Origin of the sequence: Caballeronia udeis (assembly GCF_044909315.1) — a bacterium.
Classification (GTDB): Bacteria; Pseudomonadota; Gammaproteobacteria; order Burkholderiales; family Burkholderiaceae; genus Caballeronia; species Caballeronia udeis_A.
Genome location: NZ_JBIYEB010000010.1, coordinates 220,316 through 247,029, shown reverse-complemented (window position 1 = coordinate 247,029; position 26,714 = coordinate 220,316). Strand labels below are relative to the sequence as shown.

General features: G+C 60.7%; 22 protein-coding genes. 7 read left to right on the top strand and 15 right to left on the bottom strand.

The window, feature by feature from the left end; genetic code table 11:
* Window positions 1-50: 50 nt before the first annotated feature.
* On the bottom strand, window positions 51-1,505 hold the full coding sequence (locus ABH944_RS18555) for a metallophosphoesterase family protein (RefSeq protein WP_404608071.1): 1,455 nt from the start codon (window positions 1,503-1,505) through the stop codon (window positions 51-53).
* Window positions 1,506-1,827: 322 nt separating this feature from the next.
* On the opposite strand from ABH944_RS18555, the gene ABH944_RS18550 reads away from it, so the two are divergent.
* Window positions 1,828-2,139, top strand: a complete 312-nt coding sequence (locus ABH944_RS18550; protein ID WP_404608070.1) for a hypothetical protein — start codon at window positions 1,828-1,830, stop codon at window positions 2,137-2,139.
* Window positions 2,140-2,177: 38 nt separating this feature from the next.
* On the opposite strand, the gene ABH944_RS18545 is transcribed toward ABH944_RS18550, so the two are convergent.
* From ABH944_RS18545 to ABH944_RS18535, 3 genes are all read right to left on the bottom strand, one after another.
* A complete protein-coding gene (locus ABH944_RS18545; protein ID WP_404608069.1) occupies window positions 2,178-3,461 on the bottom strand; it encodes a glycosyltransferase in 1,284 nt (427 codons plus the stop codon).
* A gap of 131 nt (window positions 3,462-3,592) precedes the next feature.
* Window positions 3,593-4,735, bottom strand: a complete 1,143-nt coding sequence (locus ABH944_RS18540; protein ID WP_404608068.1) for a diguanylate cyclase domain-containing protein — start codon at window positions 4,733-4,735, stop codon at window positions 3,593-3,595.
* Window positions 4,736-5,151: 416 nt separating this feature from the next.
* Window positions 5,152-6,267 carry a porin gene (locus tag ABH944_RS18535; protein WP_404608066.1) on the bottom strand — a complete coding sequence of 372 codons (1,116 nt, stop codon included), beginning with the start codon at window positions 6,265-6,267 and terminating at the stop codon, window positions 5,152-5,154.
* Window positions 6,268-7,249: 982 nt separating this feature from the next.
* Here ABH944_RS18535 and ABH944_RS18530 point away from each other — a divergent pair.
* Complete coding sequence (locus ABH944_RS18530) at window positions 7,250-7,768, top strand: nucleoside 2-deoxyribosyltransferase (protein WP_404608129.1); 519 nt, start codon at window positions 7,250-7,252, stop codon at window positions 7,766-7,768.
* 18 nt (window positions 7,769-7,786) lie between these two features.
* On the opposite strand, the gene ABH944_RS18525 is transcribed toward ABH944_RS18530, so the two are convergent.
* Both ABH944_RS18525 and ABH944_RS18520 read right to left on the bottom strand, forming a co-directional pair.
* A complete protein-coding gene (locus ABH944_RS18525) occupies window positions 7,787-9,607 on the bottom strand; it encodes a serine hydrolase domain-containing protein (RefSeq protein WP_404608064.1) in 1,821 nt (606 codons plus the stop codon).
* A 77-nt stretch (window positions 9,608-9,684) separates the two neighbouring features.
* Window positions 9,685-10,440, bottom strand: coding sequence for a DeoR/GlpR family DNA-binding transcription regulator (locus tag ABH944_RS18520; RefSeq protein WP_404608063.1), 756 nt, complete (start codon window positions 10,438-10,440; stop codon window positions 9,685-9,687).
* 82 nt (window positions 10,441-10,522) lie between these two features.
* On the opposite strand from ABH944_RS18520, the gene ABH944_RS18515 reads away from it, so the two are divergent.
* Together ABH944_RS18515 and ABH944_RS18510 are read left to right on the top strand one after the other, a co-directional pair.
* Window positions 10,523-11,122 (top strand): NUDIX domain-containing protein, encoded by a 600-nt coding sequence (locus ABH944_RS18515; protein WP_404608061.1) that lies wholly within the window; start codon window positions 10,523-10,525, stop codon window positions 11,120-11,122.
* Window positions 11,119-11,526: a DUF4406 domain-containing protein gene (locus ABH944_RS18510; RefSeq protein WP_404608059.1), complete on the top strand. Its 408-nt coding sequence runs from the start codon at window positions 11,119-11,121 to the stop codon at window positions 11,524-11,526. Before ABH944_RS18515 ends, ABH944_RS18510 begins: the two co-directional genes overlap by 4 nt.
* Here the strand turns inward: ABH944_RS18510 and ABH944_RS18505 are convergent.
* Window positions 11,499-12,005, bottom strand: coding sequence for a methylated-DNA--[protein]-cysteine S-methyltransferase (locus ABH944_RS18505; protein ID WP_404608058.1), 507 nt, complete (start codon window positions 12,003-12,005; stop codon window positions 11,499-11,501). The genes ABH944_RS18510 and ABH944_RS18505 overlap by 28 nt on opposite strands.
* Window positions 12,002-13,480: an AlkA N-terminal domain-containing protein gene (locus ABH944_RS18500; RefSeq protein WP_404608056.1), complete on the bottom strand. Its 1,479-nt coding sequence runs from the start codon at window positions 13,478-13,480 to the stop codon at window positions 12,002-12,004. Before ABH944_RS18500 ends, ABH944_RS18505 begins: the two co-directional genes overlap by 4 nt.
* Window positions 13,481-13,688: 208 nt before the next feature.
* On the opposite strand from ABH944_RS18500, the gene ABH944_RS18495 reads away from it, so the two are divergent.
* Complete coding sequence (locus ABH944_RS18495) at window positions 13,689-14,606, top strand: DMT family transporter (protein WP_404608054.1); 918 nt, start codon at window positions 13,689-13,691, stop codon at window positions 14,604-14,606.
* Window positions 14,607-14,748: 142 nt separating this feature from the next.
* Entirely contained in the window at window positions 14,749-15,378 is a 630-nt protein-coding gene (locus ABH944_RS18490) for a LysE family translocator (RefSeq protein ID WP_404608053.1), read from the top strand.
* 6 nt (window positions 15,379-15,384) lie between these two features.
* Here the strand turns inward: ABH944_RS18490 and ABH944_RS18485 are convergent, their stop codons facing one another.
* From ABH944_RS18485 to ABH944_RS18460, 6 genes are all read right to left on the bottom strand, one after another.
* Window positions 15,385-16,281, bottom strand: coding sequence for a DMT family transporter (locus tag ABH944_RS18485; protein ID WP_404608051.1), 897 nt, complete (start codon window positions 16,279-16,281; stop codon window positions 15,385-15,387).
* A 330-nt stretch (window positions 16,282-16,611) separates the two neighbouring features.
* Complete coding sequence (locus ABH944_RS18480; protein ID WP_404608049.1) at window positions 16,612-17,841, bottom strand: CaiB/BaiF CoA transferase family protein; 1,230 nt, start codon at window positions 17,839-17,841, stop codon at window positions 16,612-16,614.
* 1 nt (window position 17,842) lies between these two features.
* Complete coding sequence (locus tag ABH944_RS18475; RefSeq protein WP_404608048.1) at window positions 17,843-18,625, bottom strand: enoyl-CoA hydratase/isomerase family protein; 783 nt, start codon at window positions 18,623-18,625, stop codon at window positions 17,843-17,845.
* A gap of 45 nt (window positions 18,626-18,670) precedes the next feature.
* The gene (locus ABH944_RS18470; RefSeq protein ID WP_404608128.1) at window positions 18,671-19,972 is read right to left on the bottom strand and encodes an MFS transporter; all 1,302 of its coding nucleotides are present in this window, start codon (window positions 19,970-19,972) and stop codon (window positions 18,671-18,673) included.
* A 204-nt stretch (window positions 19,973-20,176) separates the two neighbouring features.
* Window positions 20,177-23,200, bottom strand: a complete 3,024-nt coding sequence (locus tag ABH944_RS18465; RefSeq protein ID WP_404608046.1) for an FAD-binding and (Fe-S)-binding domain-containing protein — start codon at window positions 23,198-23,200, stop codon at window positions 20,177-20,179.
* Between the two features lie 54 nt (window positions 23,201-23,254).
* Window positions 23,255-24,475, bottom strand: coding sequence for a pyridoxal-phosphate-dependent aminotransferase family protein (locus ABH944_RS18460; RefSeq protein WP_404608044.1), 1,221 nt, complete (start codon window positions 24,473-24,475; stop codon window positions 23,255-23,257).
* Between the two features lie 157 nt (window positions 24,476-24,632).
* Between ABH944_RS18460 and ABH944_RS18455 the strand changes: the two genes are divergently transcribed.
* A complete protein-coding gene (locus tag ABH944_RS18455; RefSeq protein ID WP_404608042.1) occupies window positions 24,633-25,397 on the top strand; it encodes a GntR family transcriptional regulator in 765 nt (254 codons plus the stop codon).
* 76 nt (window positions 25,398-25,473) lie between these two features.
* Here ABH944_RS18455 and ABH944_RS18450 read toward each other — a convergent pair whose 3' ends face one another.
* The gene (locus ABH944_RS18450) at window positions 25,474-26,556 is read right to left on the bottom strand and encodes an aldo/keto reductase (protein ID WP_404608040.1); all 1,083 of its coding nucleotides are present in this window, start codon (window positions 26,554-26,556) and stop codon (window positions 25,474-25,476) included.
* Window positions 26,557-26,714: the final 158 nt, after the last annotated feature.

The following is a 26,714-nucleotide window of genomic DNA, read 5'->3' as shown; positions in this document are numbered from 1 at the left end:
AAAACCGGCAGCAACCGCTGCCCCTGCGTAATCCGGCTGGTGCATGCACCTTACTCCTGCGGCCCTTTCTCGAACCTCGCACGCGCCGCCACTGCCGCCGCGGGACGGCCGAGATCGGGCGCCGCGAAGTGTGCGATCTGGCGGGTGGCGAGATCGACCGTGACATAGTCGCTGGGAGACTTCGCGGAACCCCCGGCCGATGTTGCGTGGTACTCAATGCGAAGCTGCGCCTGCGTCACGACGATGCGCAGATAACCGTAGTGGGTGTCGTCGTAACTTTCCAGGACGACCTGATCTGTCGAACTGCTGGCGGCCTGGATGACCTGCGGCGCGCGCAACGCAGGGTCGCCCTGTTTTGTGAGCTTCGCGAGACCGTGGCCGCCGTTTCCGCACACCAGATACGGAATATGCGTACCGTCGGCGCTGCGCGTGCGCGTGAAGCGCTGATAGTTATGCGCGTGCCCCGACAGGAATGCGTGCGGCCAGATGCCGTTCGCGGCGCAAACCTTGTCGATCTGCGCCAGCAGCTCGACGCTCCATCCATGCGCCGCGACGGTGTAGGGGGGATGGTGATCGGCAATGATCAACGCGCCCTGATAGTTCTCCGACCTGATCCGCTTGAGCGCGGCATCGAGGAATTGAAGCTGGCTTTTGCCTATATGCGAATCCGCGATCACGCCCGGATCTTCCAGCGTGTTGCTGTACAGCACCAGCACCCGAACGAACGGTGCTTCCAACGTGAAAAACACGCCCGGCTGGATCTGCGCGGTACGCGACAAGCCGCCCGCTTCCGGTGTCACCACGACTTTTTCGGAACAGAAATTGCGCAGGAAAGCGGCCAGGCTCTTCGCGTGTGCTTCGGGCGAAACCATGCCGTCGTGGTTGCCCGCACAAGCGAGGATCGGCGCCGGATAGTCGCGATATGGTTCGTAGAACTGGTCGTAGTAGTACTTACCCTCGCCGAAGTTGTAGACCACGTCGCCGAGCAGCAACGCGAACTGTGGCACTTCGTTCGCGGCGGTCTCCACGAAGTCGGCGGTCATCTTGTCCGCCACCTGGTTCTGCGTGACCGGACCGCTCGTGTTGCCGCAGTCTCCCGTTGCATGGAAGACGATCTGGCCCGCAGCGTTGATCCGGTCGGCGGCATTCGTGTTGCCGCCGATCACGTCGGCCAGCGTCAGTCTTGGTTCGACCCCGCCGCGCGGCGCAGGAAATGGCAACGGGAACAGCTTATGCTCTGCATTGAGCTTGTCGATCTCCTTGTACACCACGTTGTCGGAGGGATGAGGAACGCGGAATACAGTTGGATCGGGGGTTGCCTGTGGCTGCGCAAAAACCGGCTGCGCGAGCACGCGCGATCCGAGCGGGTTTTTCTTGCTGGCCACGCCCGGCGAATGAGCTTTGCCGCCGTGCTTTCCCTCCGCGGCCCCGCGGCGCGTGGCCGACGGCTTCCGGCTTGCCTTCTCGCGGCCACCCTTCGTATTCGACTTCGCTTTCGTCGGCATTCATCCTCCTTGCAGCAATCGATCGGTGTGTGCGAGGCGATGCACGCGCTGCGCTCGTCGCCGGCAGGTTCGACCGGCTGTCTGCCGAGAAGTGCCACCGAAGCTGCGAAGGTCTCCAAACATCCATTTAATGTTCGGTTGCCATCAAAACGTCATTGAAACAGCGTAAGCGCAGCTGGCATTTCCCGCGCCTTTCGTCTTGTGTACGCTCCCAAACACATAGGCCTTCAAGAGCGGTATGTAATGTCACCAACGCGACTCTTTCGTCGCGTACAGTGCCCCGTTCGACCACCGTAACCGCCTATCAGGTCTTGCGACATTCATGAACGCACCTTCCCTTTCCGACCACCACGTCAGTGACGCCCCCGACAGCCAGCGAGTAGGCCGCGCGTTTGCTGCCAGGCTTGACATGACCATCAAGCGTTCCGGGCTCTCATCCGGGCGCGTGGCGAAATCACTGGGGGTAACCGAAGGGGATGTCACGCTGTGGCGAGCCGGTATCACGCTGCCGCGAACCGCCGACTGCCGTCGCTTGTCGGAACTCCTGCACGTGGAGATGACGTGGCTGAAGGGCGAATCGAAGCCGGTTGGCGAAAACGGGCGCAGGTCCGACGGAATGAACGCCATTGGCTAGCGGCGATGCGATTCATCGATGCGATTCATCGATGCGATTCATCGATGCGATTCATCGATGCGATTCATCGATGATTCACCGCCTTGGTCATTTGTTTCTGAATCGGTTGATACGCCGAGGATGGTCTCTATCTCCGCAACAGCGGTCGCTGTTCCGGTTTCCCGCGCCATGTGTTGTCCTAGTGCCGAGGCTCGCTCGCGGGTCTCTGCACGTTGCGCAAATCTGATCGCCTGCTTGAGTTTCTCGCGGTCCAGCTTGCGGGTTGATACTGCGTGGCCGGCTACGCCGAGACGGTTCAGTTGATGAGCCCAGAAGAACTGGTCTCCCGCAAAAGGCAACACGACCGATGGCACCCCTGCACGGCACGCCGAGTGTGTCGTGCCGCTGCCACTGTGATGGATAACCAGCGACGTACGGGGGAATAGCCATTGATGAGGTGTGTCTTCGATGATGAAGAAATTGTCGGGCAGCACCCTGTCCGGAATGCCGGACCAGCCCGGATACACAAGCACCCGGCGCCCCTCTGCTGCGTCCATGAAAGCATCAAGCACGGCTTCCCGGTCGAAGCCGACCATGCTCCCGAATCCCAGATAAATGGGCGGCTCGCCCGCATCCAGAAATGCTTTGAGCGCGGCTGGCGGCGCCCAGGAATCCTCAGGAGCCAGCCATTGCCCACACAATCTGGTGTGCGCGGGCCAGTCCCGCGGTTCAGGCACGAGAGCAGGAGAAACACCGTACAACATAGGATGCTCTGTCCATATCTTCTGACGCGGTGGCAGTCCAAGCACGCTCCGTCTCGCCAGATTTATCTCCTTGCGGAAAGCATGCCAAAGCAGCCCGTTCACTGCGTGATGGCTGGTCCGATTCAACAACGCAGGGATCCAGCGAGGAGGCAGGAACGGCGAGCCAAATACACCGGTCGGGGAGATGGGGATCATGCCGGCGCCGATCGCTCGTATGCCAAGCTGCTCAGCTACGGACAAGCCCACGAAGGCGGCCAGTCCCGACACAATCAGCCCGTCGCAGCCTGTAGCCGCTTGAACGGTCTGTTGCATCCAGCTATGCGCGTTGGCGTTTGCAATGCGCGCCAGACCCGCCGCCGTAGCGTTGACGCCCTTGCCGCTCGACACCAGGGCGGTCAACTCGTCTCTCATGTTCCCGCTCAAGCCCGCATGGGGAACTCCCAGGGCGCGAGCGCTCGCAAGCGTTGTCCCTTCCGCAAGCAGAGTGACTTCGTGTCCCGCATCCATCAGGGCGCGGCACAGCATAGCCAGGGGTCTCGTGTCACCTTCAGTGCCATAGGTCAATGCAAGGAGTTTCATTGGCTCTTTCTTATTGTCGGTTCTGCATCCGGGCGCTGTCCTGCAGGGCCATATGACAGCCCGGGAAGCCCGTTCAATTTGCCTGTGCCGAGTTAGGGGCCGCCTATGCCTGGGCGAAGGCTTGACTCGCTCTACGACGCCAGGCTCCAGCGCGATTTGCCCATTGCCTTCGCAACGTTGAGCGCTTTGTCGGCGGCATTGAGCGCCGTCAGCACGTCGGTGCCATGATCCGGAATCAGTGCCACGCCAATACTCGCGCCCACATTGACCGAGACATGCGCGGTCAGTGCAAACGACGCCGACATTTCGCTGATCAGGCGATCCGCGAATGCGGCTGCTTCCTCATGATTCAGCGCGCTGAACGTGACCACGAATTCGTCGCCGCCAATTCGAAACACCATGCCCTCCGGTCCCTTCAATGCGTTGAGACGCCCGCCGATCATCACCAGCAACAGGTCTCCCGCCTCGTGGCCGTACTGGTCGTTGACGGGTTTGAAGCCGTCCAGGTCAATATAGAGAACAGCGGTTTTTAGAGCGCTGTCCGATGCTGTCTTGTATCGGGTCTGGGACGCGTGGATCAGCCCGGCGCGATTCGGCAGGCTGGTCAGCGCGTCGTGGCGCGCACGGTGATCATTCTCCCGTTCCGCTTTCATGGTCGAGACAAGCAGTCCGTTCAGGCGGAATGCGGCAATGCTCATTGCGATGAGGTAGAACGGAATCTGCAGCAGCGTCAGGCTCAGGATGAGCTCTTTCGACATGGCCGCTGCAATACAACAAGGGCCGAGCGACAGCAGGATCATGATCCCGACCAGCCGGGGGGCGCCGAAATTCCGGAAGCAGATGCCGCCCACCATGGCGGCGGCGGACAGGCAGGAAAGCGTGGCGGCGACCCAGTCCGTGCTCAGGATGCTGATAAATGCACCGTAACCCACGCTGGCGCCCCAAAAAACGCCCAGGAGCAGATAGATATCGGTGAAGGTCGGCTCTCCGCGCCTCGCTGCCCGATGCGCCGCGACCAGCAGGATCAGGCGCGCGCTGCACAGGACGACTTCGATCACCACCCACGCGATAAATGCTGGCGAGGGATCGCGCAGGTCGATTGCAACCGAGACAGCGATGGTATTAAGGACGCCGCCGGCGAAAATAGGCAGCGTGCCAAACAGGCTTCCAATCAGCGCGACCCGGATGTCGTCGGGTACGTCGGGCCCGGAATAACATAACCAGGTCGTGAATCGCCAGCGGGGCAAGCTAAACGGCGCTACTTTCGTATCCATGGATCGTTGCATTTTATGCGCGGCTGCCGTGTCATGTTTACTCACGGCACTAGCGCTCATCCAAGCGCTTTAGCCGAACAAGCCGGTATTCTATACTCGGCTCAAGTCACGGGAATGTGTGCACTCCAATGGGCCGGGCGCTCCTCGCGGCCATGGAGGCTGAACGGCACGAGGCGTTGCGCAACGATATCAAGGTGAAAAACCGCAGGATTGGAGTGTGTTTCCGGAGCGCATTCCGGACGTATCAAGCACTTTCAAGAGCGCGGCTTTTGCGCGCCGGATGACAGGAAGGCGACCACGTCCTCAATTCTGAACTGCACCCCAAAGCTCGCATCGGTATCCGGCTTTTGAAGTGCAGTTCACGGCAAGGTGCCGGATGCCGGACGCCGCCGGTTTTGATCCGGCCAGCGGTACTGCTAGAACTGGTGGCGCAGACCGGCCATCGCGCCCACTTGCGTACCCTTCTGAGCCAGCCCGACGCCGTTGACACCCTGCAATTGCGCGCCGATCAGGTCACCCCGGTATTGCGAGTAATCCGCTTCCACGTAGACGTCCGTACGCCTGGACAGGTTGTAGTCGGCCACTAGCTGATACTGCCACGCCGACCCGTCCTTCGACTGGGTCTTGCCATCCTGCAGCGTACGCCATACGTTCGCCGCAAAGTGCCACGCATTGCCTGCCTGCTGCGTAACGCCGCCCATGATCATGCGACGCTTTGAAAAGTCGGTGTACTTGAGCGCCGTCAGGGCGGCCGCCGTGAACGGCCCGTTAGCGAAATTCGAGAAACCGGCATCGTTCTGGTCCACGATGTACCCCAGCGCAAATCGCGTCTTGTCCCACGTGTACGATCCTCCGAAGGTCCATGACTTCGAATCGCTGCCGTTGACCGAATCTTTCGATTCCTTATAGGCTGCGCCCAGCGAGACCGGACCGCCCGCAGGCGCGTAGGCGGCGGCCAGGCCCATCTCGGTGCCGTACGACATGTGGCCGGCGACACCGCCGAACGCATAGCCCGCCGAGACCATGATGTCATGGGCCTTGAACTGGTACTGGACCTGATTGCTGGTCCAGATCCCGCCGGTCATGGTCACCTCGGGCTGGAAGCTGAAGTCGTACGGAACCCATGGATTGCTGCCGTATCCGCCAACCGTGACCACTTCAATCATCACGTTGTACTGACGACCTATGATGACCTGGCCATACGTTCTTGAACGCAGTCCGACCTGTGCCTCGTTGAAATATGGCAACGTGGGATCGCTTTGACCATTGTTGATGTCGAATCGATTTTCGAGCTTGAAGACAGTCGACCAGCCGCCGCCCAGATCCTCAACGCCCTTCAGGCCCCAGCGGCTTTGTGTCAAACCGCCGTTGCCAAGCGCCACGCTTGAATCACCCGCCTTATTTGCATTCGTCATGTAGCGAATACTTTCATCGACCACGCCATACAACGTGACACTCGATTGCGCATGCGCTTGCTGACAAGCCAGCGCGACCGGCAGCAAGGCATAACGCCACTTGCTCAACTTCCTCATACTGTCTCCCCTTCTTGATTCCCGCTTTCTGCGGACTGGTGGCCGGCGCCCGGATCGGCAACCCCCTGCATCCCCACCCAAAGGCTTGTCGATAGACCGTGCTGGCGTCTGCAATTTGACGTTAAGCCCCCGATAATTCCAGTGCATTGTTGTTATCGTTTAGATGCACTCACTGCATGGAATGCATGGGGTCGGGCAAAGGCTTTAAGCCCGGATAGGCCGCTGCCAGCAGCCCACGGGCTCTTTTGCCAATCGATCGCAGCAGCGGTCCCGAGCGCGTTGAGACGAGGCGCCAAACCGGCGATGAGCGATTAAAGAGGTAGCGACCGTTGTATAGCCGCCGCAGTCCCGTGTTCGATATACGGGGACGAGGAGTCTGGAGGCATCGTCGTGCACGCACTTATGGCATGCGTGTGATTTAAAATCGCCGCTATTGAGCGAACACCTGGTGAGCCAGGCACCGGGCAGGAGAAATATGGCGGACTCGAACACCGGTTCTGATCAGGGAACTCAAACAGGCTGTTCCACTAGCTGCTTGTCCGTTATGAGGCTTACAGATCTGCGCACTCAAAAGCGGCTGTTGAAGGTTACCGGTGCCAATTCAATAATCTTTATACTTGGCACGCGCAGCGGATATCACACACTTCCCGCCAGAGGGCGTCAGGAATATGTGGAGGTCGTGGGCTTTCGCAGCACTGTCGTATCTTAAGTTTGGGCGCACACAACGGGGTTCTTGACTTGACCCGCGTTCGCTATTCTACTTACGCCCCTGTCGGGGAATGTCTGCCGGAAGCGGTAATTGAGGAGAGCAATGCGCGGCCCAACCAAGAAGCAACTGACTTTAATCGAACTAGTCGACCAGGGCTTGAGCGTCGAGGAAATAGCGACGCGTACCGGGAAACTGGTGGCGTCGGTTCATAAGCAACTGAACCGGGTTCGACGCAAAGTGCGCGAGGGGCATTTTGCACCCGCCCCTCTACCCATCGAGCGTGCAGCTGCCACTCCGCGCGTCTATCTCGCAGGCTTCGACGTCTTCCGCAGCGACGCGCTAAGTCACGGCCAGCATCTGAAAGCACTCTGCCAGGCGCGCGGAATGATCGGTCTCTATCCGATGGACGGACAAGTTCCGGACGAACTCGAACCGCGCGCCAAAGCGCAATGGATTTGCCGCGCGAACATGGACGCCATTCGTTCCGCCGATGTCGTCCTCGCCAACCTGAACGACTTTCGCGGAGCCGGCGAGCCGGACAGCGGAACCGCGTTCGAAGTCGGTTTTGCCGCCGCGCTCGGCAGGCCGGTATGGGCGTATATCGACGACGACCGTTCGCTGCTCGAGCGTGTATCGGTAAAGAAGGAAGAATCCGCCGCGTATTGTGCAAACGGCTTTCTGGTCGAGGACTTCGGCTTGAACATGAATCTCATGCTGGCGTGCACCGCCCGTATTGTCGTGGGCGGCCCGCAAGCGTGCCTGGACGCCATGCTCGCAAGCGGGCAGTTCTAGCCGTTAGCAGCCACGGGGTTAACGCAAGCCTCCTAGCGAAATGGCGGGCTTGCCCTCAAGCCTTTGGCGGATATGCAAGGCGAGCAGATCAGAAAACGTCCCGTCGGGTCCGCCGGCGGTATTGGAAAGCACGATCACCGCATAGTCCGCCTGGCGGTTGAACAACGCATAGGACGTGTAACCGCCGGTTCCGCCACTGTGCCAATACATCTGGTTGCCCGGTTCGTAGAGCCACCCGAGCCCGATGCGCCCGCCCGGCCATGCCTCCGCTCTCAGGTCCTGAGCCTGCGTGAGCGCCGCCGCCATCGTTTTGCTTTCCGGGCTGCGCGACGCGGCGTATTTTTCCGGATGCAGGTTGGCGTCGAGATAAGTCAGCATGTCCTTGACCGACGAACGGATCGCACCGGCTCCCGCCAGCGCGGTCAGGTCCCATGCGGAAGCCTGCTGGTGGTTCGCGTCATGGCCTTCGATAAATCGCGGACGCAGGTCCGGCCGCATCGTCACCGCGGTCTCGGTCATGCCGAGCGGACGCGTGATCTCTTGTTCCAGCAAGTTTTCGTACGACGTTCCGGCGCGGTTCGCAAGCGCCTGCCCTAATAGTCCGACTCCCAGATTGCTGTAAAGAAACGGCGCATCAGCGGGTTTCCCCACGCCATGTTTCGACATGAATGCGTACAGGTCGGCGGTCCCATAGTCCGCGTAGGGGTTGGACCGGTCGGCCGGGTGGAAATTGTCCGGCAAACGCGGCAAACCGGAATGCTGGATCGACAAGTCCGCCAGCCGGATCTCGTCACCCGGTGGCTTCTGTACCGTGCCGGCGGGCAACAATTCACGCACTGGCTGGTCCAGCCGCACTTTCCCTTGCAGGACCATTTGCGAAAGGATCAGCCCTGTAAAGGTCTTGGTGATCGATCCGATCTCATAGATGGAATCGGCTTGGGCGAACCCGTATGCGAAGATCTTTTGCACACCACGCTGCGACACGCCCACCGACACACCCGCCCCCGTCCCCGCCTTCAAGGCACCGGACTTCAACGCTGTCTCCAGGTCGCGGGCGAGAACCTGCCCTAGCTCAGCCACGGGCACAGGCGGCATCGCGGCATCGAAAGTGGGTCGCGGCTTCGGCGTAACGGTCAATGCCTGCGGCTGCCGGTCGAAGTCGAGCGTCATGGATCCGCTCTGCGTCCACGTTCCCTTGAGCGAATTTCCGTTCTGCGAAAGCGCCCCAGCCCAACGTGCTTCAATGCCCGGCACTTCGAAGGAAAGGGTCCGCCCATCGACTGCGACGATCTTGCATTCCAGACCCGTCGCGCGCTCGTCAAGGCTGTCCAAACTACAAAATTCACGGCCCGCTTCACCGCTTCGGACGGTGATCTGGATGCGCAGGGGGTTAGGCTCGATTGCCAGTGAGCCTAACCAGAATCCATCGACGGGCGACGGGTGCCTGGCCGCAACAAAGGTATCGCGCGCAAATGTGATGGGTGTTGGCGTGCCCTGATTCCAGATACCGGAGAGCGTCAGACCGTTACTTTCAATCTTGCCGTTCCACGTGCCATGTATGGATGGAATCGTGAAGCTTAGCGAGTCGCCGTCGCGATGAAAGTCTGCACAAGGGATCCCCGCCGCGCCCTGGTTCGGACTATCCACCGTCCCGCCGAGTGTCCCGTCAGGACTGTCGGTCAAATGCAGCTTGATGGGAAGTCCAGCCAGGTCCCCCGCGTAATCGCCGCTTATGCCGGTTATATTCGCTGGCTGCTGCGCCATGGCCATGGAATGAGTGAGAACGATCAATGCGACAAGACCGGCCTTTCGTGCAAGCCCTGAAAAATAGCATCTCATGCAACGACCCCGTGATGTCGGTTCAGGAGTGACCGCGCTTACGTTTCTTGCTTGTTCCTTGTTCCTTGGCCAAGTCACTAAGCGCGGACTATCGTAATGCCTGCATCCTCTAGCGGCTTGGTCAGCGCAAGCTCGGTTGCCTGCTCGACAATGATGGTCTGAGCCAGCGTGATGTCGCCGATCACGTACTGCGAAGCTGCGTTGATCTTATCCGATGAAGCCAGCACGACCGTTTCCGCTGCGCGAGCCGCAAGGGCTCGCTTGACGAACGCCTCCTCGAAATTTCCGGTGCTCAGGCCCGCGGTTGGATGCACGCCGGTCACGCCCATGAAATAAATGTCGGCCTGGATATGCGACATCGCTTCAACGGCCGCGGCTCCGACCGTCACGATCGAATGCTTGTACAGCCGGCCACCAATCACGATCACCTCGATCAACGGATGATCGACCAGCCCGACGGCAACACTCGGGCTATGCGTCACCACCGTTGCCGATAAATCGTGCGGGAGTTGGCGAATGAGTTCGGCGGAAGTCGTGCCGCCGTCAATGATCACGACCTGTCCGGTTCCGATCATGGCGGCCGCCGCGGTGGCAATCGCGCGCTTGGCCGACGACTCCAGGCCGCTTCGCTCGGCGAACGGCGCCACGGCCGTTGAAGCCGGCAGCGCGCCGCCGTGAACACGCTGCAGCAATCCCTCTCCGGCCAGCTCCCGAAGGTCGCGCCGGACCGTGTCCTCGGATACCCCGAAGGTCTCGCTGAGTTGCTTGGCGAGCACTTGCCCGTCGCGCGCCAGGGTCTTGAGAATGGCTTTCTTGCGTTGAGAGGTCAGCATGGTGATTGCACGAAATATCTTGATATTGCACGAATATGCACGATACCATGATTGCTCCTCTGCGCGATATGGAGCTGATGAAATGGTGGCTACAAAAGACAGGGTTCGCATTATTGATACGACGGTTCTGTCCGACGACTGGTACGTGCTGAAGAAGACAGCGTTCGATTTCCAACGCCGTGACGGAGCGTGGCAGCGTCAAAGCCGCGAGACCTACGACCGGGGCAATGGAGCGACGATCCTGCTGTTCGATCGCGACCGGCGAACCGTCGTACTGACCCGGCAATTCCGGTTGCCTGCGTTCGTCAACGGCCACGACGGCATGATGATCGAGGCGGCCGCCGGACTGCTCGACAACGCCTCGCCGGAGGAGCGGATCCGCGCCGAAGCGGAGGAGGAAACGGGGTATCGCGTGAACAACGTCCAGAAAGTCTTTGAAGCGTACATGAGCCCCGGTTCGGTCACGGAGAAGCTGCATTTCTTCATCGCCGAGTACGACGCTTCGGCGCGCGTGGGACACGGCGGCGGCGTGGAAGCCGAGGGCGAGGATCTTGAAGTACTTGAATTAACGCTGGACGATGCGTTGGGCGCCGTGCGCCGCGGCGAGATCGTCGATGCGAAAACCATCATGCTGCTGCAGTTCGCCGCATTGAACCATGTGCTTGAAAGGAGTGTGCCGTGAGACCTCAACTGATACTCGTCGCGGGACCGTACCGCAGCGGCACCAACGGGGACGCCGCGCTGATTGCCGCCAATCTGCACCGGCTTGAAGAGGCTGCATTGCAGGTCTACCGGCTCGGCCATATGCCGATGATCGGCGAGTGGGCAGCACTTCCGCTAGCGGCCGCGGCAGGCTCCAAAGCGGTGGGTGATCCGATCAGCGAAACGTTCTTGTATCCGGTCGCGAATCGCCTGATCCGGCAATGCCACGCGGTGTATCGCATAGATGGCGCGTCCCAGGGCGCCGATGCCGATGTCCGCCTGGCGCAAGAACTCGGGCTGCCAATTTATAGAAGTCCTGATGATATTCCGAACATGGTGGTTAACGCTGACGCGCCTCATATTCCATCGAAAAGATCGACGTGAGACCCGCTCTCCAGGGCGAGGAGTGCCTGCTTGCGGTCTAGCCCTCCCGCGTAGCCGGTCAGGTCGCCCGTCGATGCAATGACGCGATGACACGGCACGATCAGGGACACAGGATTTTTTCCATTGGCACTTCCTACGGCTCTGGCTGCGCCGCACGGCAATCCCATGCGTTGTGCAATGGTGCCGTACGAGACCGTGACTCCGTAAGGAATCTTCGATAACTCTTTCCAGACAAGCCGCTGAAATGCGGTTCCTCGAAGGTGCAGCGGGACGGTGAATACGCGTCGCTCGCCGGCAAAGAATTCGCCTAATTGTGTTTGCGCCTGACGAGCGACCGGCGGCATGGACTGTTGAACGGACGCAATGGACAAAGCCGGAAAATACTTCTGGCCGACAAAAAACAGACCCGTCAACAGATCGTCTTCAACCCGCAAGACAATGTCGCCTAAAGGACTGGCGATGCGGTAACCCGGTGTCATGAATAGTGCTCCTCGGAGTGTCTCCAGATATGGAGGGTGGCATAGGCGCGCCAGGGTTCCCATCGAGTCGCATGCCGTCTTAGCGCTGACAAGCCGGGTTGATTGAGTTGCCGCCTCAACACGGCATCGCCCTCTGGAAAGGCATTCGGCCAGGCGAGTGCACGCATGGCAATGGTTTGCACGGTGGACTCGCCGACCCCGCGAATACGCCGCAGCGCCGCAAGCGTGGCGTCGAGCGGCGCCATGGGCTCCAGAAGAACGCGGCCGGATGCGACTTCTTCAGCCAGTTCGATGACCGCTTCTGCACGCGCGGCCGTCATGCCAAGATCCGACAGCGATGAAACGGGTAACGCAGCCAACGCTTCGGCCGAAGGGAAGGCCGTGCTTATATTGCCAGGTGCATCGGCAATTCCTGTCCCGAACCGCACCGCGATACGAGCCAGGACCGATCGCGCATTCGGCGCTGAAAGCTGCTGACCCGCGATTGCGCGCACGGCGATCTCAAAACCGTCGAATGCGCCAGGCACCCTCATTCCCGGCATATCCGCGGCCAGTTCGCCAAGCTGCGCATCGATCAGGTCAGGCCGCGCGCTCAGGTCGAAGAGCCTGCTCACTCGCCCGAGCACCTGGCCTATGACCGGCGCGAGAGCCAGGGGCACAGTCACCTCGATTGCGTGGCGCTGCGGGACGTCCCTCACGCTGATCCACGCAGCGACCCTGGCGGAGCCGCTCTTCAATTCAACCGCACGGCTATAGACCTCATTGTCCACGTGCTCGACCGACGATATGGCGCGACGCGACAGGAACGCAAGTACGCCCGGCCATGAGAACGGCGGCCTGTATCCCAGCGTGAAACGCAGATGATCGCTGACGCCGGTACTGGTACTGGTACTGGTACTGGTACTGGTACCGGTACTGGACGTCTTCCTCAGACGAAGCGGATTGAGCCCGTAGCGCGAAACGAACAGGTCGTTGAATCGCCGGACGCTTCCGAAGCCTGCTGTGGATGCAACCATCGCTAGCGGAAGCGTTGTATCGGTCAGCAGGCGTTTTGCCAGCAGCAAGCGCTGGGTCTGAGCGAACTCGATCATTGAAACGCCGTACGCCGCCGCGAAGATCCGCCGAAGATGCCGTTCCGTCACGCCCACGCGATTCGCCAGATCCGCGAGGTTCGCGTCGTTCAGGAAACCCTCGGTTATCAGCGTCGCCGCTGCATGCGCCAACTGGCTGGAAGCGTCCAGCAAACCATTGCCCGGAGCCAGCTCGGGACGGCAGCGCAAACAGGGACGAAAACCCGCCTTCTCAGCCGCTGCCGGAGTCGGAAAATAGCTGCAGTTCTCGCGCTTGGGCGGCCGTACCGGACACACGACCCGGCAGTAGATTCCGGTGGACGAAACGGCCACGTAAAACCAGCCGTCGAATCGACGGTCCCGCGAAAGAAGGGTTCGATAACACAGGTTGGGATCAAGGTTCATGCGCTGACTCTAAATGAAAAATCCCCCGGATTCTGGCCATTTTCGGACATGAGTATTCGTGCATCGGCACCATGCAAACGGCGAGGGAGCGCGTATTCCATCGTTCAGTTCGGGCTGAAACGTACACCAGTGCAGCCAGCCATAATCCGGGCACGCCGCACATCTTCCTGCCGCGCGAATTCCCTGCTCCGACCCACGACGGCGACCGATGAAAACACCCCTTGTCCGAGAACACGACGCCTTGGTTGATCTGATTCTCCTCCTGATACTGTCAGCGCTGTGGGGCGCGTCTTACGCATTGATCAGGATTGGTGTTGCGACCATTCCTCCCATCACGCTGATTGCAGCACGAACGTTGATCGCGGGATCGATCCTGCTGGGCTGGATGATCTTCAAAGGGATTTCGATGCCTCGCGACCCCGCGGTCTGGCGGCGGTTTTTCGTGCAGGCAATGCTGAATAGCGTCGTGCCTTTTACGCTGATAGCGTGGGCTGAACGCTCGGTGGAAGCGGGACTCGCCACCATCCTGAATTCCGCTTCGCCTGTTCTCGCCTTTCTCGGGACCTGGCTCATCACTCGCCATGAATCAGTCACGCCCCGAAAGCTGTTCGGCGTCACGGCAGGGCTGGTGGGAATATGCCTCGTCGTGGGGACGACCGCGTTCCATGGGCTTGGGAATCAACTGCTGGCTCAGTTGGCCATTGTTGCTGCAACAGTCTGCTACGCAGGCGCGGCGCTCTACGGGCGTTCGTTCAAAGGATTGCCCGCGGCCGCGCCCGCGGCGGGGTCGCTACTCGTCGGGGCCGTGCTGCTCGTTCCTGCCAGCGTGTTCGTTGACAAGCCCTGGACCCTGCATCCGTCGAACCATTCGCTGCTGGCATTGATTGCGCTCTCGGTCTTTTCAACCGCATTGGCGTTCCTGATTTACTTCCGGCTGGTGCAGACCCTGGGGCCCGTCGGGACCACCGCGCAAGCGTATTTGCGAGTGCCTATCGGAGTCGCCATAGGCGTGGGGTTCCTGGGTGAAACGCTTGCGCCGTCGGCATGGCTGGGCCTGGTGTGCGTGGTCGCCGGAGTTGCCGCCATGACCATCCCTTCTCGAAGACGCAGTCCATTGAGAATTTAGCCGCCGGCGCAATGACCCACGCTGGAGGAGATCCCCACGCCTTGGCGTTTTCCCCTAAGCAAGCCCTAAAACAAACACAACTACGCCAGAAAATGCTCATCAATTCGCGGCACCATGAAGTCTTCGAAATTGGAGGTTGGTCATGGTCTCGCTGCAATTGCTGCTCGTCTTTATCGGGGCCCTCGCGGTCGTTTATGCACTCCCCGGCCCGGACATGGCGCTCATCCTGCAGACAAGTTCATCGCATGGCCTGAAGCATGGGCTTTCGACCGCTGCCGGCCTGGCAATCGCCCGTAGCCTGCACGTCACATTGTCGGCGCTGGGCGTCGCGGCTCTGCTGCGCAGCGCGCCATGGCTCTATGAAGGCGTACGTATTGCCGGAGCGCTTTATCTCGCCTACGTGGCGATCCAGATTTTCCGTTCGCCGGCATTCGGTCTCGATGACAACAACGTAATGTCAAAGACGCGTCCGCCGTTGCACGCCTCCCTGTCGAAGGGCGTGCTGAGTAGTCTGCTCAATCCCAAAGCGCTGCTGTTCTGTTCGGTCCTGCTGCCGCAATTCGTGCATCCCGACGCGGGCGCGGTCTGGTCGCAAGTTCTTGAACTGGGTGTGGTGCTGGTTGTGATTGGCGCGCTGTTCGACATGACGCTGGCGTTTTCGGCCGTACGCTTGTCGCGCTGGCTGCGCAGTCATCCGCGCGCTCAGGTCTTGCAGCGTTGGACGTTCTCGGCCGCCTTGCTGGCGTTTGCGCTGAGGTTGTCGATTGAATGAGCTTGATCAAACCAGCGGGCCGTCGGCCTGCTTCCTCCTGATCGCCACCATGACTGAACTGCCGACAATGAGTAGGATGCCCAGCAGCGAGACCATGCCGACCGTCTCTCCCCAGACCACAAACCCAAAGATCGCGGCCCAGACAATGCTCGTGTAGTTGTAGGGCGCGAGTGCGCTTGCGTCGGCTTGCCGGAACGCCATGGTCAACAGCAGTTGCCCTGTGCCGGCCAGGATACCGAGCAAACCCATCAAGGCCAGGAAATCCAGCGTCGGCGTTTGCCACGCGAAAAAGAGCGAAAGCCCGCTGACGAGCGCGCCGACCAGGGTGAAGTACAGCACGGTGACGCTCGAATCATTCGATGCGCGGATACGCTTGATTTGCAGGATCGATAACGCTCCGAACACCGCACTTGCCAACAGGAGCACGGGGCCGAGCCAGCTTGTCTGATCGCTACTTGGACGCACGACCAGAAGCACACCGATAAAACCGATTGCGGCCGCACCGGCGTCGCGGCGCCTTAGCGTTTCCTTGAGAAGCAAGGGCGCCAGCACGATCACGAAGATGGTTTCCGAATAGACAATAGCAACCGCTTCGCTCAGCGGCACATAAGGCAAGCCGGCAAAGAACAAGCCGAGTGCACATAGCAAGGTAATCGCACGCAGCGTCTGCGCCCGAAAATCCAGAGTCCTTAGCCGCTCGCTCAAGGGTTTGCCTTGCAGGCACATCGCAAATGCGGGCAACAGGCCGAAGATCATCCTGAAGAACGTGATCTCGTTAGCGGGGTATTTCAGGCTGACTGACTTTGCCAGGGCATCGACCAATGCAAAGCAGAACATGGCGGCAAGGATTTGCGTGATGCTGCGCAGCGGCACCGTTCTGCTTTGGGCAATGGTTGCGGGCATAGTGCTCACGAGTCGAAGGCAACGCGGCGTCCCCGCGCAAGTGTCCTGGGATAAAGCGGGTGGCCGTAGCCATGAACGATACGAGAACCGGCCTGTCTGGACATCGCGTAGCTTATCACCGGATGACCGGGCATCAGATGATGCTTTTGCTCACGCTCTTGATCAAATACGACGCAGCATTTTCGGGTCGTGACGGATTAAATCACCCTGCTAGACGGCTTAAGACATTCCTCTTTAACGGGAATGTGCCTGGCGTTGTGGGTGAAGTTGGTCCCAAGTGAAATCGGCTTTGAAACGATGTCCGGCTTTGCCGGACATCGGGGTCTTGGCTTAGGCCGTTATATCGCTGGCAATAATGGCGCCTTCCTCTTTTAGCGCGTGAATACGTTCATCGGAAAAACCATATTCCCGCAGTATTTCCGCCGTATGTTGACCCAGTAGCGGCGCGGGCATGGGCGACTGGGCAAGCCCGTCGGAAAAGTGGATCGGCAAGCCCAGGCCGCGCATGCGCCCCGCTACCGGATGCGTCGTCTCGACAATCATTCCCCGCGCCAGCGCTTGTTCGTGCGCCACCGCTTCGGGCACGCCAAGCACCGGCCCCGACGGCAGCCCGATTGCATCGAATGCGGCAAGCCATTCGTTCGTTGTTCGCTCAACGAGGCGCGCGGTCAGGATCTCGACCAGCGCTCCCCGATGTTTCAAGCGCCCGGCGTTGGTCGTGAATCGCTCATCGTCGGCCAGACCCGCAATATCCAGCGCGCCGACCAGCCGCTCGTAGTTGCTCTGATTCGCCGCGCCAATATTCACCCAGCCGTCGCGGGTCCGGAATGCCTGATACGGCGCGCTCGTCGGATTGGCCGAACCCGCCTTGGGCAACACCGTGCCGTCAGCGAAGTAGTTGGCGAAAGCCCAGTACATCTGCTGCAAGCCCGCTTCGAAAAGCGAGGTGTCGACCATCTGGCCCAGCCCGGTCTTTTGCTTGCCCGCATAGGCCGCGCAGATTCCGAGCGCGGCGAGAATGCCGGCGTTGATATCGGTCACGGGCGACCCTGCTTTGATCGGCGCCTGACCCGGTTCGCCTGTCATGCTCATGAGACCGCTCATGCCCTGCGCGATCAGGTCGAAACCGCCTTTGTCGGCCATGGGTCCGCTGCGGCCGAAACCCGAGATCGCGCAATAGATCAGGCCGGGGTTCTCCGCCTTGAGGGCGTCGTAACCCATGCCGAGTTTTTCCATGGTGCCGCGACGATAGTTCTCGGTGACCACGTCGGCGGTAGCCAGCATCTTGCGCAGCACTTCACGGCCACCATCGGTCTTGAGGTTGATGGCCACGCCGCGTTTATTGCGGTTCACGATCATGAACGACGCCGACTCTCCGCCTTCCAGGATGGGCGCGAACCGGCGGCAGTCGTCGCCGCCGGGAATCTTCTCGACCTTGATGACATCGGCGCCCATGTCGGCGAGCATCATTCCGCAGATGGGGCCGGACATGATGTGAGCCAGTTCGATGACGCGCATCCCGGCAAGCGGACCCTTGCCATGTGTTTCAGTCTCGAGCATTTCAACGCCCCTTGAATTCCGGTTTGACCTTGTCGAGGAAGGCTTGATAACCGGTACGAAAATCTTCCGTACCGAAGCAGGCGAAACCTTCGTCGCGTTCCTCGGGTGTGAGCGGCACCGGGTTCAGCGCGCGCTTGACGAACTGCTTATGCCAGCGTGCGACCAAAGGCGCGCCGTCAGCAATCCGGTGTGCCGTCGCCAGCGTTTCCGCGGTGACCTGATCGTCGGCCACGACGCGCGTAACCAGCCCTTTGGCAAACGCCTCCTGCGCCCCGAAAATGCGCCCTTCCAGCAAGATTTCGAGCGCGACGGCGGGGCCCGCGAGCTGCACGAGCGCATCGAGTTCCGCGTGCGCCATCACCAGGCCCAGGTTCTTGATCGGCACGCCAAAGCGGCTGGATTCTCCGCAAATGCGCAGATCGCACATGGCTGCAATCTCAAGGCCGCCGCCCACGCAAATACCATGAATCATCGCGACAACCGGATGCCTGCATGCATTCAGCGATGACAACGTGCGATGCATGATCGCCCCATAAGCGCGGGCTTGTTCGACGTTGGAGCGATCGGTCTGAAACTCCGCTATGTCGTTGCCCGGCGAGAAAGCTTTCTCGCCGGCGCCGCGCAGGATGATGCAGCGGATGGAGTCATCGGCGGAGAGCGTTTCGATAGTCTCGCCGAGCGACTGCCAGAGCGGTTTGGTCATTGCGTTGCGCTTCGCCGGCCGGTCGATGACAACCGTCGCGATGGACCCCTCGCGTTCGATCAAGATGGATGGTTCAGCCACATCGTCTCCTGGAGAAAAATAACAGCGTCCGGTGCGAGCGCACCCCTAGACGAATTTCCTCGCTGGCTCTGCGCCTTCCTTTTCTTTAGCGTCCGGAGCAGCCTCGTCCAGTGCCCGATCCGGCCGCATGGTGAACGAGAGCACAATGCCGACCGCCATCAGGATCATGGAAACCGTGAAAGGCAGGTTCCAGTTGCCGGTCTTGTCGATCAGGAAACCGCCCACGACCGGACTGATGATCGCAGCCAGCGCGGAGCCCGAGTTCATGATGCCGCTGGCGGTGCCGGCATGCTTGGGGGCAATGTCCATCGGCACGGCCCACATGGGTCCGATCGTCATCTCGTTGAAGAAGAACCCGCCGCTCAGGCACACCGCGGCCAACGTGATCGACATATTGGAAACCAGCATGATGGGCGCGAGCGAAAGCAGCGTCAGGAACATGCAGACACCCACCATCACATTGCGAGCCATGCGGATATTCCCGCTGCGCCGCAGGATGCGGTCCGTGACAGAGCCGCCAAGCCAGTCGCCCAGCACGCCGGCAAAGAAAACGCCCGAGGCGAACAATGCCGACTTCCCTAACTCCATGTGATAGTTGTGGAGAAAGTACTGCGGAATCCAGCCGAGGAAGAGCCACAACACCCAGCCATAGCAGAAGTACACGGCGGTCACGGGCGCCATCCGTCCCAGCAATTTACGCCACGGCACGGGCACACGCTCCTTGATCCCGGAGAACGATGAAAGCGTGGCGCACTCGTCAGCGGTAATGCTCTTGTGCTCACGGGGGTTATCGCGGAAATAGAAGATCCAGACCACCGCCCACAGGAAACTCACGATCCCCGTCACGATAAACGCGCCGCGCCAGCTCGTTGCAATCATCAACCAGACGATCAGCGGCGGCGCCACCGCATTGCCAATACGCGACGCGGCATGCGTGGTCCCTTGCGCAAAGCCGCGTTTGTCAGCGGGCATCCAGTTCGACATGGCGCGGGTGGCGGTCGGGAACGTTGCCCCCTCACCCAGCCCGAGCAACAAGCGCGCAATGATCAGCGATACAAACCCGCCGGCCAGCCCGGTCATGATCGTGGCGCCCGCCCAGATCACGGCGCAGACGGCAAGCGTCCGGCGAGGTCCGAAGCGGTCCCCCACCCATCCGCCGATAATCTGGAACACGAGATACGGATAGGCGAATGCGGAAAAAACAAAGCCGATCTGGACATGCGACAAATGCAGTTCCGCGCCGAACTGCGAGGCAGCGGTACTGACGTTGACACGGTCAATATAGGTGATGAAATACATGGCGCACAGCAGCAACAGAACGCGCGTCGTAGCTCGACGGAACATCATCGTCTCCTTGAGTAGTGCGTGCTTCATCATGGCGCCCACGGGTGCCCGAAGCGATCTGCATCCGGAACTTTCGATAAGGCTTTACTGAATGGACGTTAAAGCGATGCAGCGAATCCTGGGTTTGCGCGGTCGTGCCATGCTGGTCTCCAGTGCGCGGAACGTAATGCCATCCGCTGTTTATGTGAACCCGTGCTGCCGTGGTGATCAATAATCCCTGAGCGCGGCGGCCAATACCTGCGCGACATGCAGCGCCTTCGTATCCGCGCCGTCTGCTATCTGGTGACGGCAACTGGTGCCGTCGGCGACGATCACCGCGTCCTGTGCTTTTCGCACAGCCGGCAGCAGCGACAACTCCGCCATCGCCTTCGACGCCTCGTAGTGCTCGGCTTCATAACCGAAACTCCCGGCCATGCCGCAACACGACGACTCGATCACGGAGACTTCGAGCCGGGGAATCCAGCCGAGCACGGCCTGGACGGGACGAAACACGTCGAAGGCCTTTTGATGGCAGTGGCCATGAACGAGCGCCTTCGGCTGAGCGAGGGGTTTCAGCGAAAGCCGCAGGCGTCCTGCCTCTTTCTCGCGAACCAGGAACTCCTCGAACAAGAACGATGACTGCGAGAGCTTGCGCGCTTCATTGCCGTAACCGTAATCGAGGAACTCATCGCGGAACGACAGCAGGCACGACGGTTCAAGCCCGACAACCGGCACACCGCGTTCTATATAAGGCAGCAATGTGTCCAGCGTGCGACGGGCTTCGGCCTTCGCTTCGTCGACCCGTCCTGCCGACAGGAACGTGCGCCCACAGCACAGCGGACGCTCCCCCGCCTTCAGGTTCAGATGCACGGTGTACCCGGCCGCCTCGAGCACGCGCTTCGCGGCACGGGCGTTGCCGGGTTCCATATAGTTGTTGAAGGTATCGACGAAAAGCAACACTTCCTTGTCACCCTGCACGGGTGGCAAGGGCTGTAGCGCCGTCGATAAAAACGACTTCACGAAATGCGGAAACGCGCGTTGCGGCGCAAGCCCGAGACGGGTCTTTAACCAGCCTGCGAAACGCGGTAAACGCTCGACCGTGCCAAACAAGGACGGCAGGCGGCTCGCATATGGCGCATAACGCGGCAGAAAGCCCACCAGCCGGTCGCGCATGCGCAGGCCATTCGCCGAGGTCCAAGCGGCGCGCGCTTCAATCTTGATCTTCGCCATGTCGACGCCCGTCGGGCAATCGCGCTTGCAGCCCTTGCAGGACACACACAGGTCCAGCACATCCTTCACGTCCTGGCTGGCGAGCCCGCCCTCACCAAGTTGCCCGCTGATCGCAAGCCGCAGCGTATTCGCGCGGCCTCGCGTGACATGCTGTTCGTCCTTGGTGATGCGGTAGCTCGGGCACATGGTGCCTGCATCGAACTTGCGGCAATGGCCGTTGTTGTTGCACATCTCGACGGCCTTCGCGAGCCCGCCGGTGTGATCGTCGCCCGTTCCCGGCGCGGTCTCGACACCCGTCAACGGATCGCGTGTCACGTTCCACTGCGACCAGTCGAGTTGTGTCGCGATCTCACGCTCGCGATACGTCGGCGGAAAACGGAAGTTCGTCGCGTCGTCCATTTTCGGCGGATTCACGATGCGGTCCGGACTCATGCGATTCTCGGGATCGAAGAGTGTCTTGATCTCGCGGAACGCCTCGTTCAGACGCGGCCCGTATTGCCACGCAACCCATTCGCCGCGGCACAGACCATCGCCGTGTTCGCCCGAATAGGCACCCTTGTACTCGCGTACCAGCGCCGACGCCTCCTTCGCAATCGCCCGCATTTTCTGCGCGCCGGCGCGCCGCATGTCGAGAATCGGCCGCACGTGAAGCGTCCCGACGCTCGCATGCGCGTACCAGGTGCCTTCTGTGTCGTGCTTGTGGAAGACCTCGGTGAGACGCGTGGTGTACTGCGCCAGATGTTCCAGCGGCACGGCGCAATCTTCGATGAACGACACCGGCTTGTCGTCGCCCTTCATGCTCATCATGATGTTGAGGCCGGCCTTGCGCACTTCCCACAAGGCCTTTTGTTGCGCGGCATCAGGCATCTCGACCACTGAGCCCGGCAAGCCGAGATCGCCCATCAGCTCCACCAGTTGCGCAAGCTTCGCGAGTTGCACGGCCTTGTCCGCGCCCGCGAATTCGACCAGCAACACGGCTTGCGGCTGACCGACCAGCGCACGTTCAATCACCGGACGGAACGCGGGATTGGACATCGACAGGTCGATCATCGTGCGGTCGACCAGTTCCACTGCGACCGGTCCCAGCTTGACGATGTGCTGGGTCATGTCCATTGCGTCGTAGAACGTGGGGAAGTTCACGACGCCGAGCGTCTTGTGCTCGGGCAGGGGCCACAGTTTCAACGTGAGTTGGCGGCTGAATGCGAGCGTGCCTTCCGAGCCCACCAGCAACTGCGCGAAGTTCGGCTCGCCGTCAGCGCTGAAGGGCAAGGGGCTCTGGCAATCGAAGAGGTCGATGTTGTAGCCCGCCACGCGCCGCAACACCTTCGGCACCTGCTCGCGGATTTCATCGCGTTCGCGTTGCGCTATGCGCTGTACACCTTCGACCAGCGAACGCGTGCGTGCGTCGGATGACATTGCGTGCAGTGCCCCGAACGTGGCTTGATGACCATCGGCGAGCACGGCGTCGATAGACACCACGTTGTGCACCATGATCCCGTATTCCATCGACCGCGAGCCGCACGAGTTGTTGCCCGCCATGCCGCCTATCGTGCATTGCGCGCTGGTCGATACATCCACGGGAAACCACAAACCGTGTGGTTTCAGCCACGCGTTCAGATGATCGAGCACCACACCCGGCTCCACCGTTACCGTGCGTGCCTCAGCATCGAAGTGGACGATATTGTTGAGCCACTTGCTTGTATCGATAACCAGCGCTTCGCCAATCGTCTGGCCGCACTGGCTTGTCCCCGCCCCGCGTGCAAGCACGGGAACATGCGCGTCGCGTGCAATCTCCAAAGCGAGCAGCAAGTCGGCCTGATCTTTTGGTACGACCGCGCCCAACGGCATGATCTGATAGATCGAGGCATCGGTCGCATAGCGTCCGCGCGCCGCCCGGTCGAACAGCACATCGCCCCTCAACTCCTGGCGCAGACGCATGGCCAGCGGCGACAGGGTGGCGCGTGCCGAAGCCGGCATCAGGTGAATCGGCTGGACGAGTGCTTCGGAAGATTTAGTCAGCATCGGCGTCTTCACGCGGTTGATTTAGCAAGGATTACTTATAGTTTTCTTAACGTACTACGCTGCGGCCTTTAATGCTGGTGCCGCGGTGTGGCTCGTCAGGTAATCCATGGCTGCAAGTACGCCGCTGCCGGCGACCTTCACGCCGGACAACTTGAGGCCCATTTCGCAGCCCGTCAACGTGGCCATCAACGTGAGGTCGTTGCAGTCACCCAGATGCCCGATGCGGAACATCCGGCCCTTCAGCTTGCCGAGGCCCGTGCCGAGCGACATATCGAAGTGCTCGTAGATAGTCTTGCGGACTGCGTCCGCGTCCACGCCTTCAGGCGTCATCACGCCCGTCAGCACCGGCGAATACACGGCCGGGTCGGCACACTGGATCTCGAGTCCCCATGCGTTGACCGCCGCGCGGCAAGCCGCCGCCAATCTTTGATGCCGGGCGAAAACCTGTTCAAGGCCTTCGTCGCCGATCATCTCCAGCGCTTCGGACAAGCCGTACAGCAAATTGGTGTTCGGCGTGTACGGCCAGTACCCGCCCTTGTTCATCTCGATGATCTCGTCCCATGCCCAGAACGCACGCGGCAACTTCGCGTCCTTGCTCGCCTGGATCGCTTTCTGCGAAACCGCGTTGAAGCTGATCCCCGGCGGCAGCATCAAGCCTTTTTGCGAACCGGACACGGTGACATCCACACCCCATTCATCATGCCGATAATCCGCGGACGCAAGGCCCGAAATGGTATCGACGAGAAACAGCGCCGGATGCCCGGCCGCGTCAATCGCGCGACGCACCGCGGCAATATCCGACGTGACGCCCGTCGAGGTTTCGTTATGCACCACGCACACCGCCTTGATCGTGTGCTGCGTGTCTTCACGCAAACGCGCTTCGATCATGTCCGCCTGCACGCCGCGCCGCCATCCCTCAATGCCCGGCAAGCCCAGGAACTCCGGTTTCAGTCCGAGGTTTTCGGCCATCTTTTTCCAGAGCGTCGCGAAGTGGCCGGTCTCGAACATCAGCACGGTGTCGCCAGGGCTGAGCGTGTTGCAGAGCGCCGCTTCCCATGCGCCCGTTCCGGATGACGGATAGATCACGACCGGCTGGGCGGTCTTGAAAATTGCCTTGATGCCGTCCAGGACTTTCAGGCCCAAAGCGCCGAATTCCGGCCCGCGATGGTCGATCGTCGGATAACTCATTGCCCGCAGGATGCGGTCGGGAACCGGGCTCGGACCCGGAATCTGCAGGAAATGACGACCGGTGGGATGGAAATCGAGCTTTAACATGATGCGTCCTTTGAATTTTGCATGCAAAATACTTTATCGCACCATTGCGGTGACCGAAAGCGATAAATGCTTGTTTTTCTTAGGTGAAAACCCACCCCTCCAAATTTACCGGCGTCGTACGGTAAAATCGTGTCAACAGAATGGGTCGAGGTATTGCATGCAAAATGATCATCTGCAGGATTCACAGATCGCGCAGATTCCGCAGATCGCTGCCACGCTTCCAAAAGTCGAGCGGCAACGGTTGCACGACACGGTGGTTGAGCACCTGCGCAATTTCATCGTCGAGGGCTTGCTCGCGCCGGGCGTGAAGCTCAACGAACGCACGTTGTGCGAGACGCTGGGCATTTCGCGCACGCCGCTGCGCGAAGCGCTGAAGGTGCTGGCGTCCGAGGGACTGATCGACATCCTGCCGAACCGGGGTGCGTCGGTGTCGCAGATGAGCGAGGCGGAGATTCGCGAGACCTTCGAACTGATGAGCGGGCTGGAAGCGTTCTCGGGCGAACTCGCGTGCGAGCGCATGACGCCAGCCGAGCTGAGCGAAATCAAGGCGCTGCATTACGCCATGCTGGCGTGCCGGGAGCAGAACGACCTGTCGGGGTACTACAGCCGCAATCAGGCTATTCACGACAAGATCAACGACGCCGCGCGCAATTCGGCTTTGCGGCAGACGTATATAGCGGTGAACCGGCGGCTGCAGGCGCTGCGGTTCCGGTCCAACTTCCAGACGGTGAAGTGGGACAGCGCGATTCGCGATCACGAAGCCATGATCGAAGCGCTGGAAGCGCGCGACGGCAAGCGCATGGCGCTGATCCTGCGCGGCCATTTGTTATCCAAGCGCGATGCGGTGCTGGCCGAAAGAACCATGACGACGCTGCGTACACGGTCAGAGGGCGGCACGCTGCCGGACGCGCCGCCGGGTTGAATTGCCGCGCACAACCTTGAGCCTGAAGCGCCGGGGTTCGGAACCGCCATTCGCCGGCGCCATTACCCAAACGCCGTCAATATCTTTGTGCGTTTTCGGTCAGCAGGGGCAAGACTGCAGTCCGCTGGCCGTCGACAGTCGCGCCGGCAAACGCAAAGCTCGGCGAAAGATCGCGGTTGAGATCGGCGGGGAAGTTGAGAGCGGGCTTCGATACCTCGTTGAGCACCGCGATCTGCGCGTCAGTCAGCTTGAGGTCGAGCGCGGCAAGATTCGCCCGCAACTGGTCGATCCGGCGTGCACCCAGGATGGTCGATGTCACCCCCGGCCGGCTTTGTAGCCACGCAAGCGCAACCGCCGCGGGAGTGGCGTTCGCTTCCTTGGCAACGGCCGTCAGCGTATCGATAACCTGAAAATCCTTCTCGCCCGGCAAGCCAACCAGGGAACCGCGATCCGACGCAACGGCACCCACATTCTCACGGCTGTATTTGCCCGACAGCCAGCCGTTCTTGAGAGGACTCCACGGCATCACGCCGATGCCGAGCTCTTGCGCCATCGGCGTCAGTTCGCCTTCCACGGTCCGCTGCAGAAGCGAGTATTCAATCTGCATCGCGATCAACGGTGTCCAGCCTCGGAACTGCGCAATGATCTGCGCCTGCGCGACCTTCCAGGCGGGTGCATCGGAGAATCCCAGGTAACGCACCTTGCCCGCTCTCACGAGATCGTCCATTGCGCGCATCGTCTCTTCAATGGGCGCCGTGCGGTCCCAGTTGTGCATCCAGTACAGGTCGATGTAGTCCGTCTGCAACCGGCGCAGCGATTCCTCGCATTGCTCGACCATCGCCTTGCGTCCGGCGCCGCCGCCATTCGGATCTCCGCGATGCAGGTTACCGAAGAACTTCGTGGCAATGACCGTGCGATCCCGGCGGCCCTTTTGCCGCGCAAAGAAGTCGCCGATGATCTTTTCGGAATGGCCGACGGTGTAGATGTTGGCGGTATCGATGAAATTGCCTCCCCGGTCGAGATACTCGGCAAGGATGGTTTCTGCCTCAGCGGGGCTCGAGCCCCAGCCCCAGTCTTCGCCGAAGGTCATGGTGCCGAGGCAAAACGGGCTGACGCGAAGACCGGAGCGGCCGAGCGTGACGTAGGAATCCAGCGACATAATGTTTCTCCTGAAAATTGACGGGTTGGCCTGACGTCAATAAAACCACCGCGCGCCTTCCCGGCGATAGACCAATTCTCGCAAGCTCTTGCACAATCCTGCCAAGCTTGGGCGAATCATGCGTACGGTGCTTGCGTCCCGAACGTTCGGCCCTTACC

Excerpts from the sequence above, each read along its gene's own strand:
- ABH944_RS18460 (WP_404608044.1), bottom strand. The coding sequence starts at position 24,475 with ATGTTAAAGCTCGATTTCCATCCCACCGGTCGTCATTTCCTGCAGATT.
- ABH944_RS18500 (WP_404608056.1), bottom strand. The coding sequence starts at position 13,480 with ATGAACCTTGATCCCAACCTGTGTTATCGAACCCTTCTTTCGCGGGAC.
- ABH944_RS18545 (WP_404608069.1), bottom strand. The coding sequence starts at position 3,461 with ATGAAACTCCTTGCATTGACCTATGGCACTGAAGGTGACACGAGACCC.
- ABH944_RS18540 (WP_404608068.1), bottom strand. The coding sequence starts at position 4,735 with ATGGATACGAAAGTAGCGCCGTTTAGCTTGCCCCGCTGGCGATTCACG.
- ABH944_RS18455 (WP_404608042.1), top strand. The coding sequence starts at position 24,633 with ATGCAAAATGATCATCTGCAGGATTCACAGATCGCGCAGATTCCGCAG.
- ABH944_RS18490 (WP_404608053.1), top strand. The coding sequence starts at position 14,749 with ATGGTCTCGCTGCAATTGCTGCTCGTCTTTATCGGGGCCCTCGCGGTC.
- ABH944_RS18450 (WP_404608040.1), bottom strand. The coding sequence starts at position 26,556 with ATGTCGCTGGATTCCTACGTCACGCTCGGCCGCTCCGGTCTTCGCGTC.
- ABH944_RS18495 (WP_404608054.1), top strand. The coding sequence starts at position 13,689 with ATGAAAACACCCCTTGTCCGAGAACACGACGCCTTGGTTGATCTGATT.
- ABH944_RS18465 (WP_404608046.1), bottom strand. The coding sequence starts at position 23,200 with ATGCTGACTAAATCTTCCGAAGCACTCGTCCAGCCGATTCACCTGATG.
- ABH944_RS18480 (WP_404608049.1), bottom strand. The coding sequence starts at position 17,841 with ATGCTCGAGACTGAAACACATGGCAAGGGTCCGCTTGCCGGGATGCGC.
- ABH944_RS18485 (WP_404608051.1), bottom strand. The coding sequence starts at position 16,281 with ATGCCCGCAACCATTGCCCAAAGCAGAACGGTGCCGCTGCGCAGCATC.
- ABH944_RS18550 (WP_404608070.1), top strand. The coding sequence starts at position 1,828 with ATGAACGCACCTTCCCTTTCCGACCACCACGTCAGTGACGCCCCCGAC.
- ABH944_RS18515 (WP_404608061.1), top strand. The coding sequence starts at position 10,523 with ATGGTGGCTACAAAAGACAGGGTTCGCATTATTGATACGACGGTTCTG.
- ABH944_RS18535 (WP_404608066.1), bottom strand. The coding sequence starts at position 6,267 with ATGAGGAAGTTGAGCAAGTGGCGTTATGCCTTGCTGCCGGTCGCGCTG.
- ABH944_RS18555 (WP_404608071.1), bottom strand. The coding sequence starts at position 1,505 with ATGCCGACGAAAGCGAAGTCGAATACGAAGGGTGGCCGCGAGAAGGCA.
- ABH944_RS18505 (WP_404608058.1), bottom strand. The coding sequence starts at position 12,005 with ATGACACCGGGTTACCGCATCGCCAGTCCTTTAGGCGACATTGTCTTG.
- ABH944_RS18470 (WP_404608128.1), bottom strand. The coding sequence starts at position 19,972 with ATGATGTTCCGTCGAGCTACGACGCGCGTTCTGTTGCTGCTGTGCGCC.
- ABH944_RS18525 (WP_404608064.1), bottom strand. The coding sequence starts at position 9,607 with ATGAGATGCTATTTTTCAGGGCTTGCACGAAAGGCCGGTCTTGTCGCA.
- ABH944_RS18520 (WP_404608063.1), bottom strand. The coding sequence starts at position 10,440 with ATGCTGACCTCTCAACGCAAGAAAGCCATTCTCAAGACCCTGGCGCGC.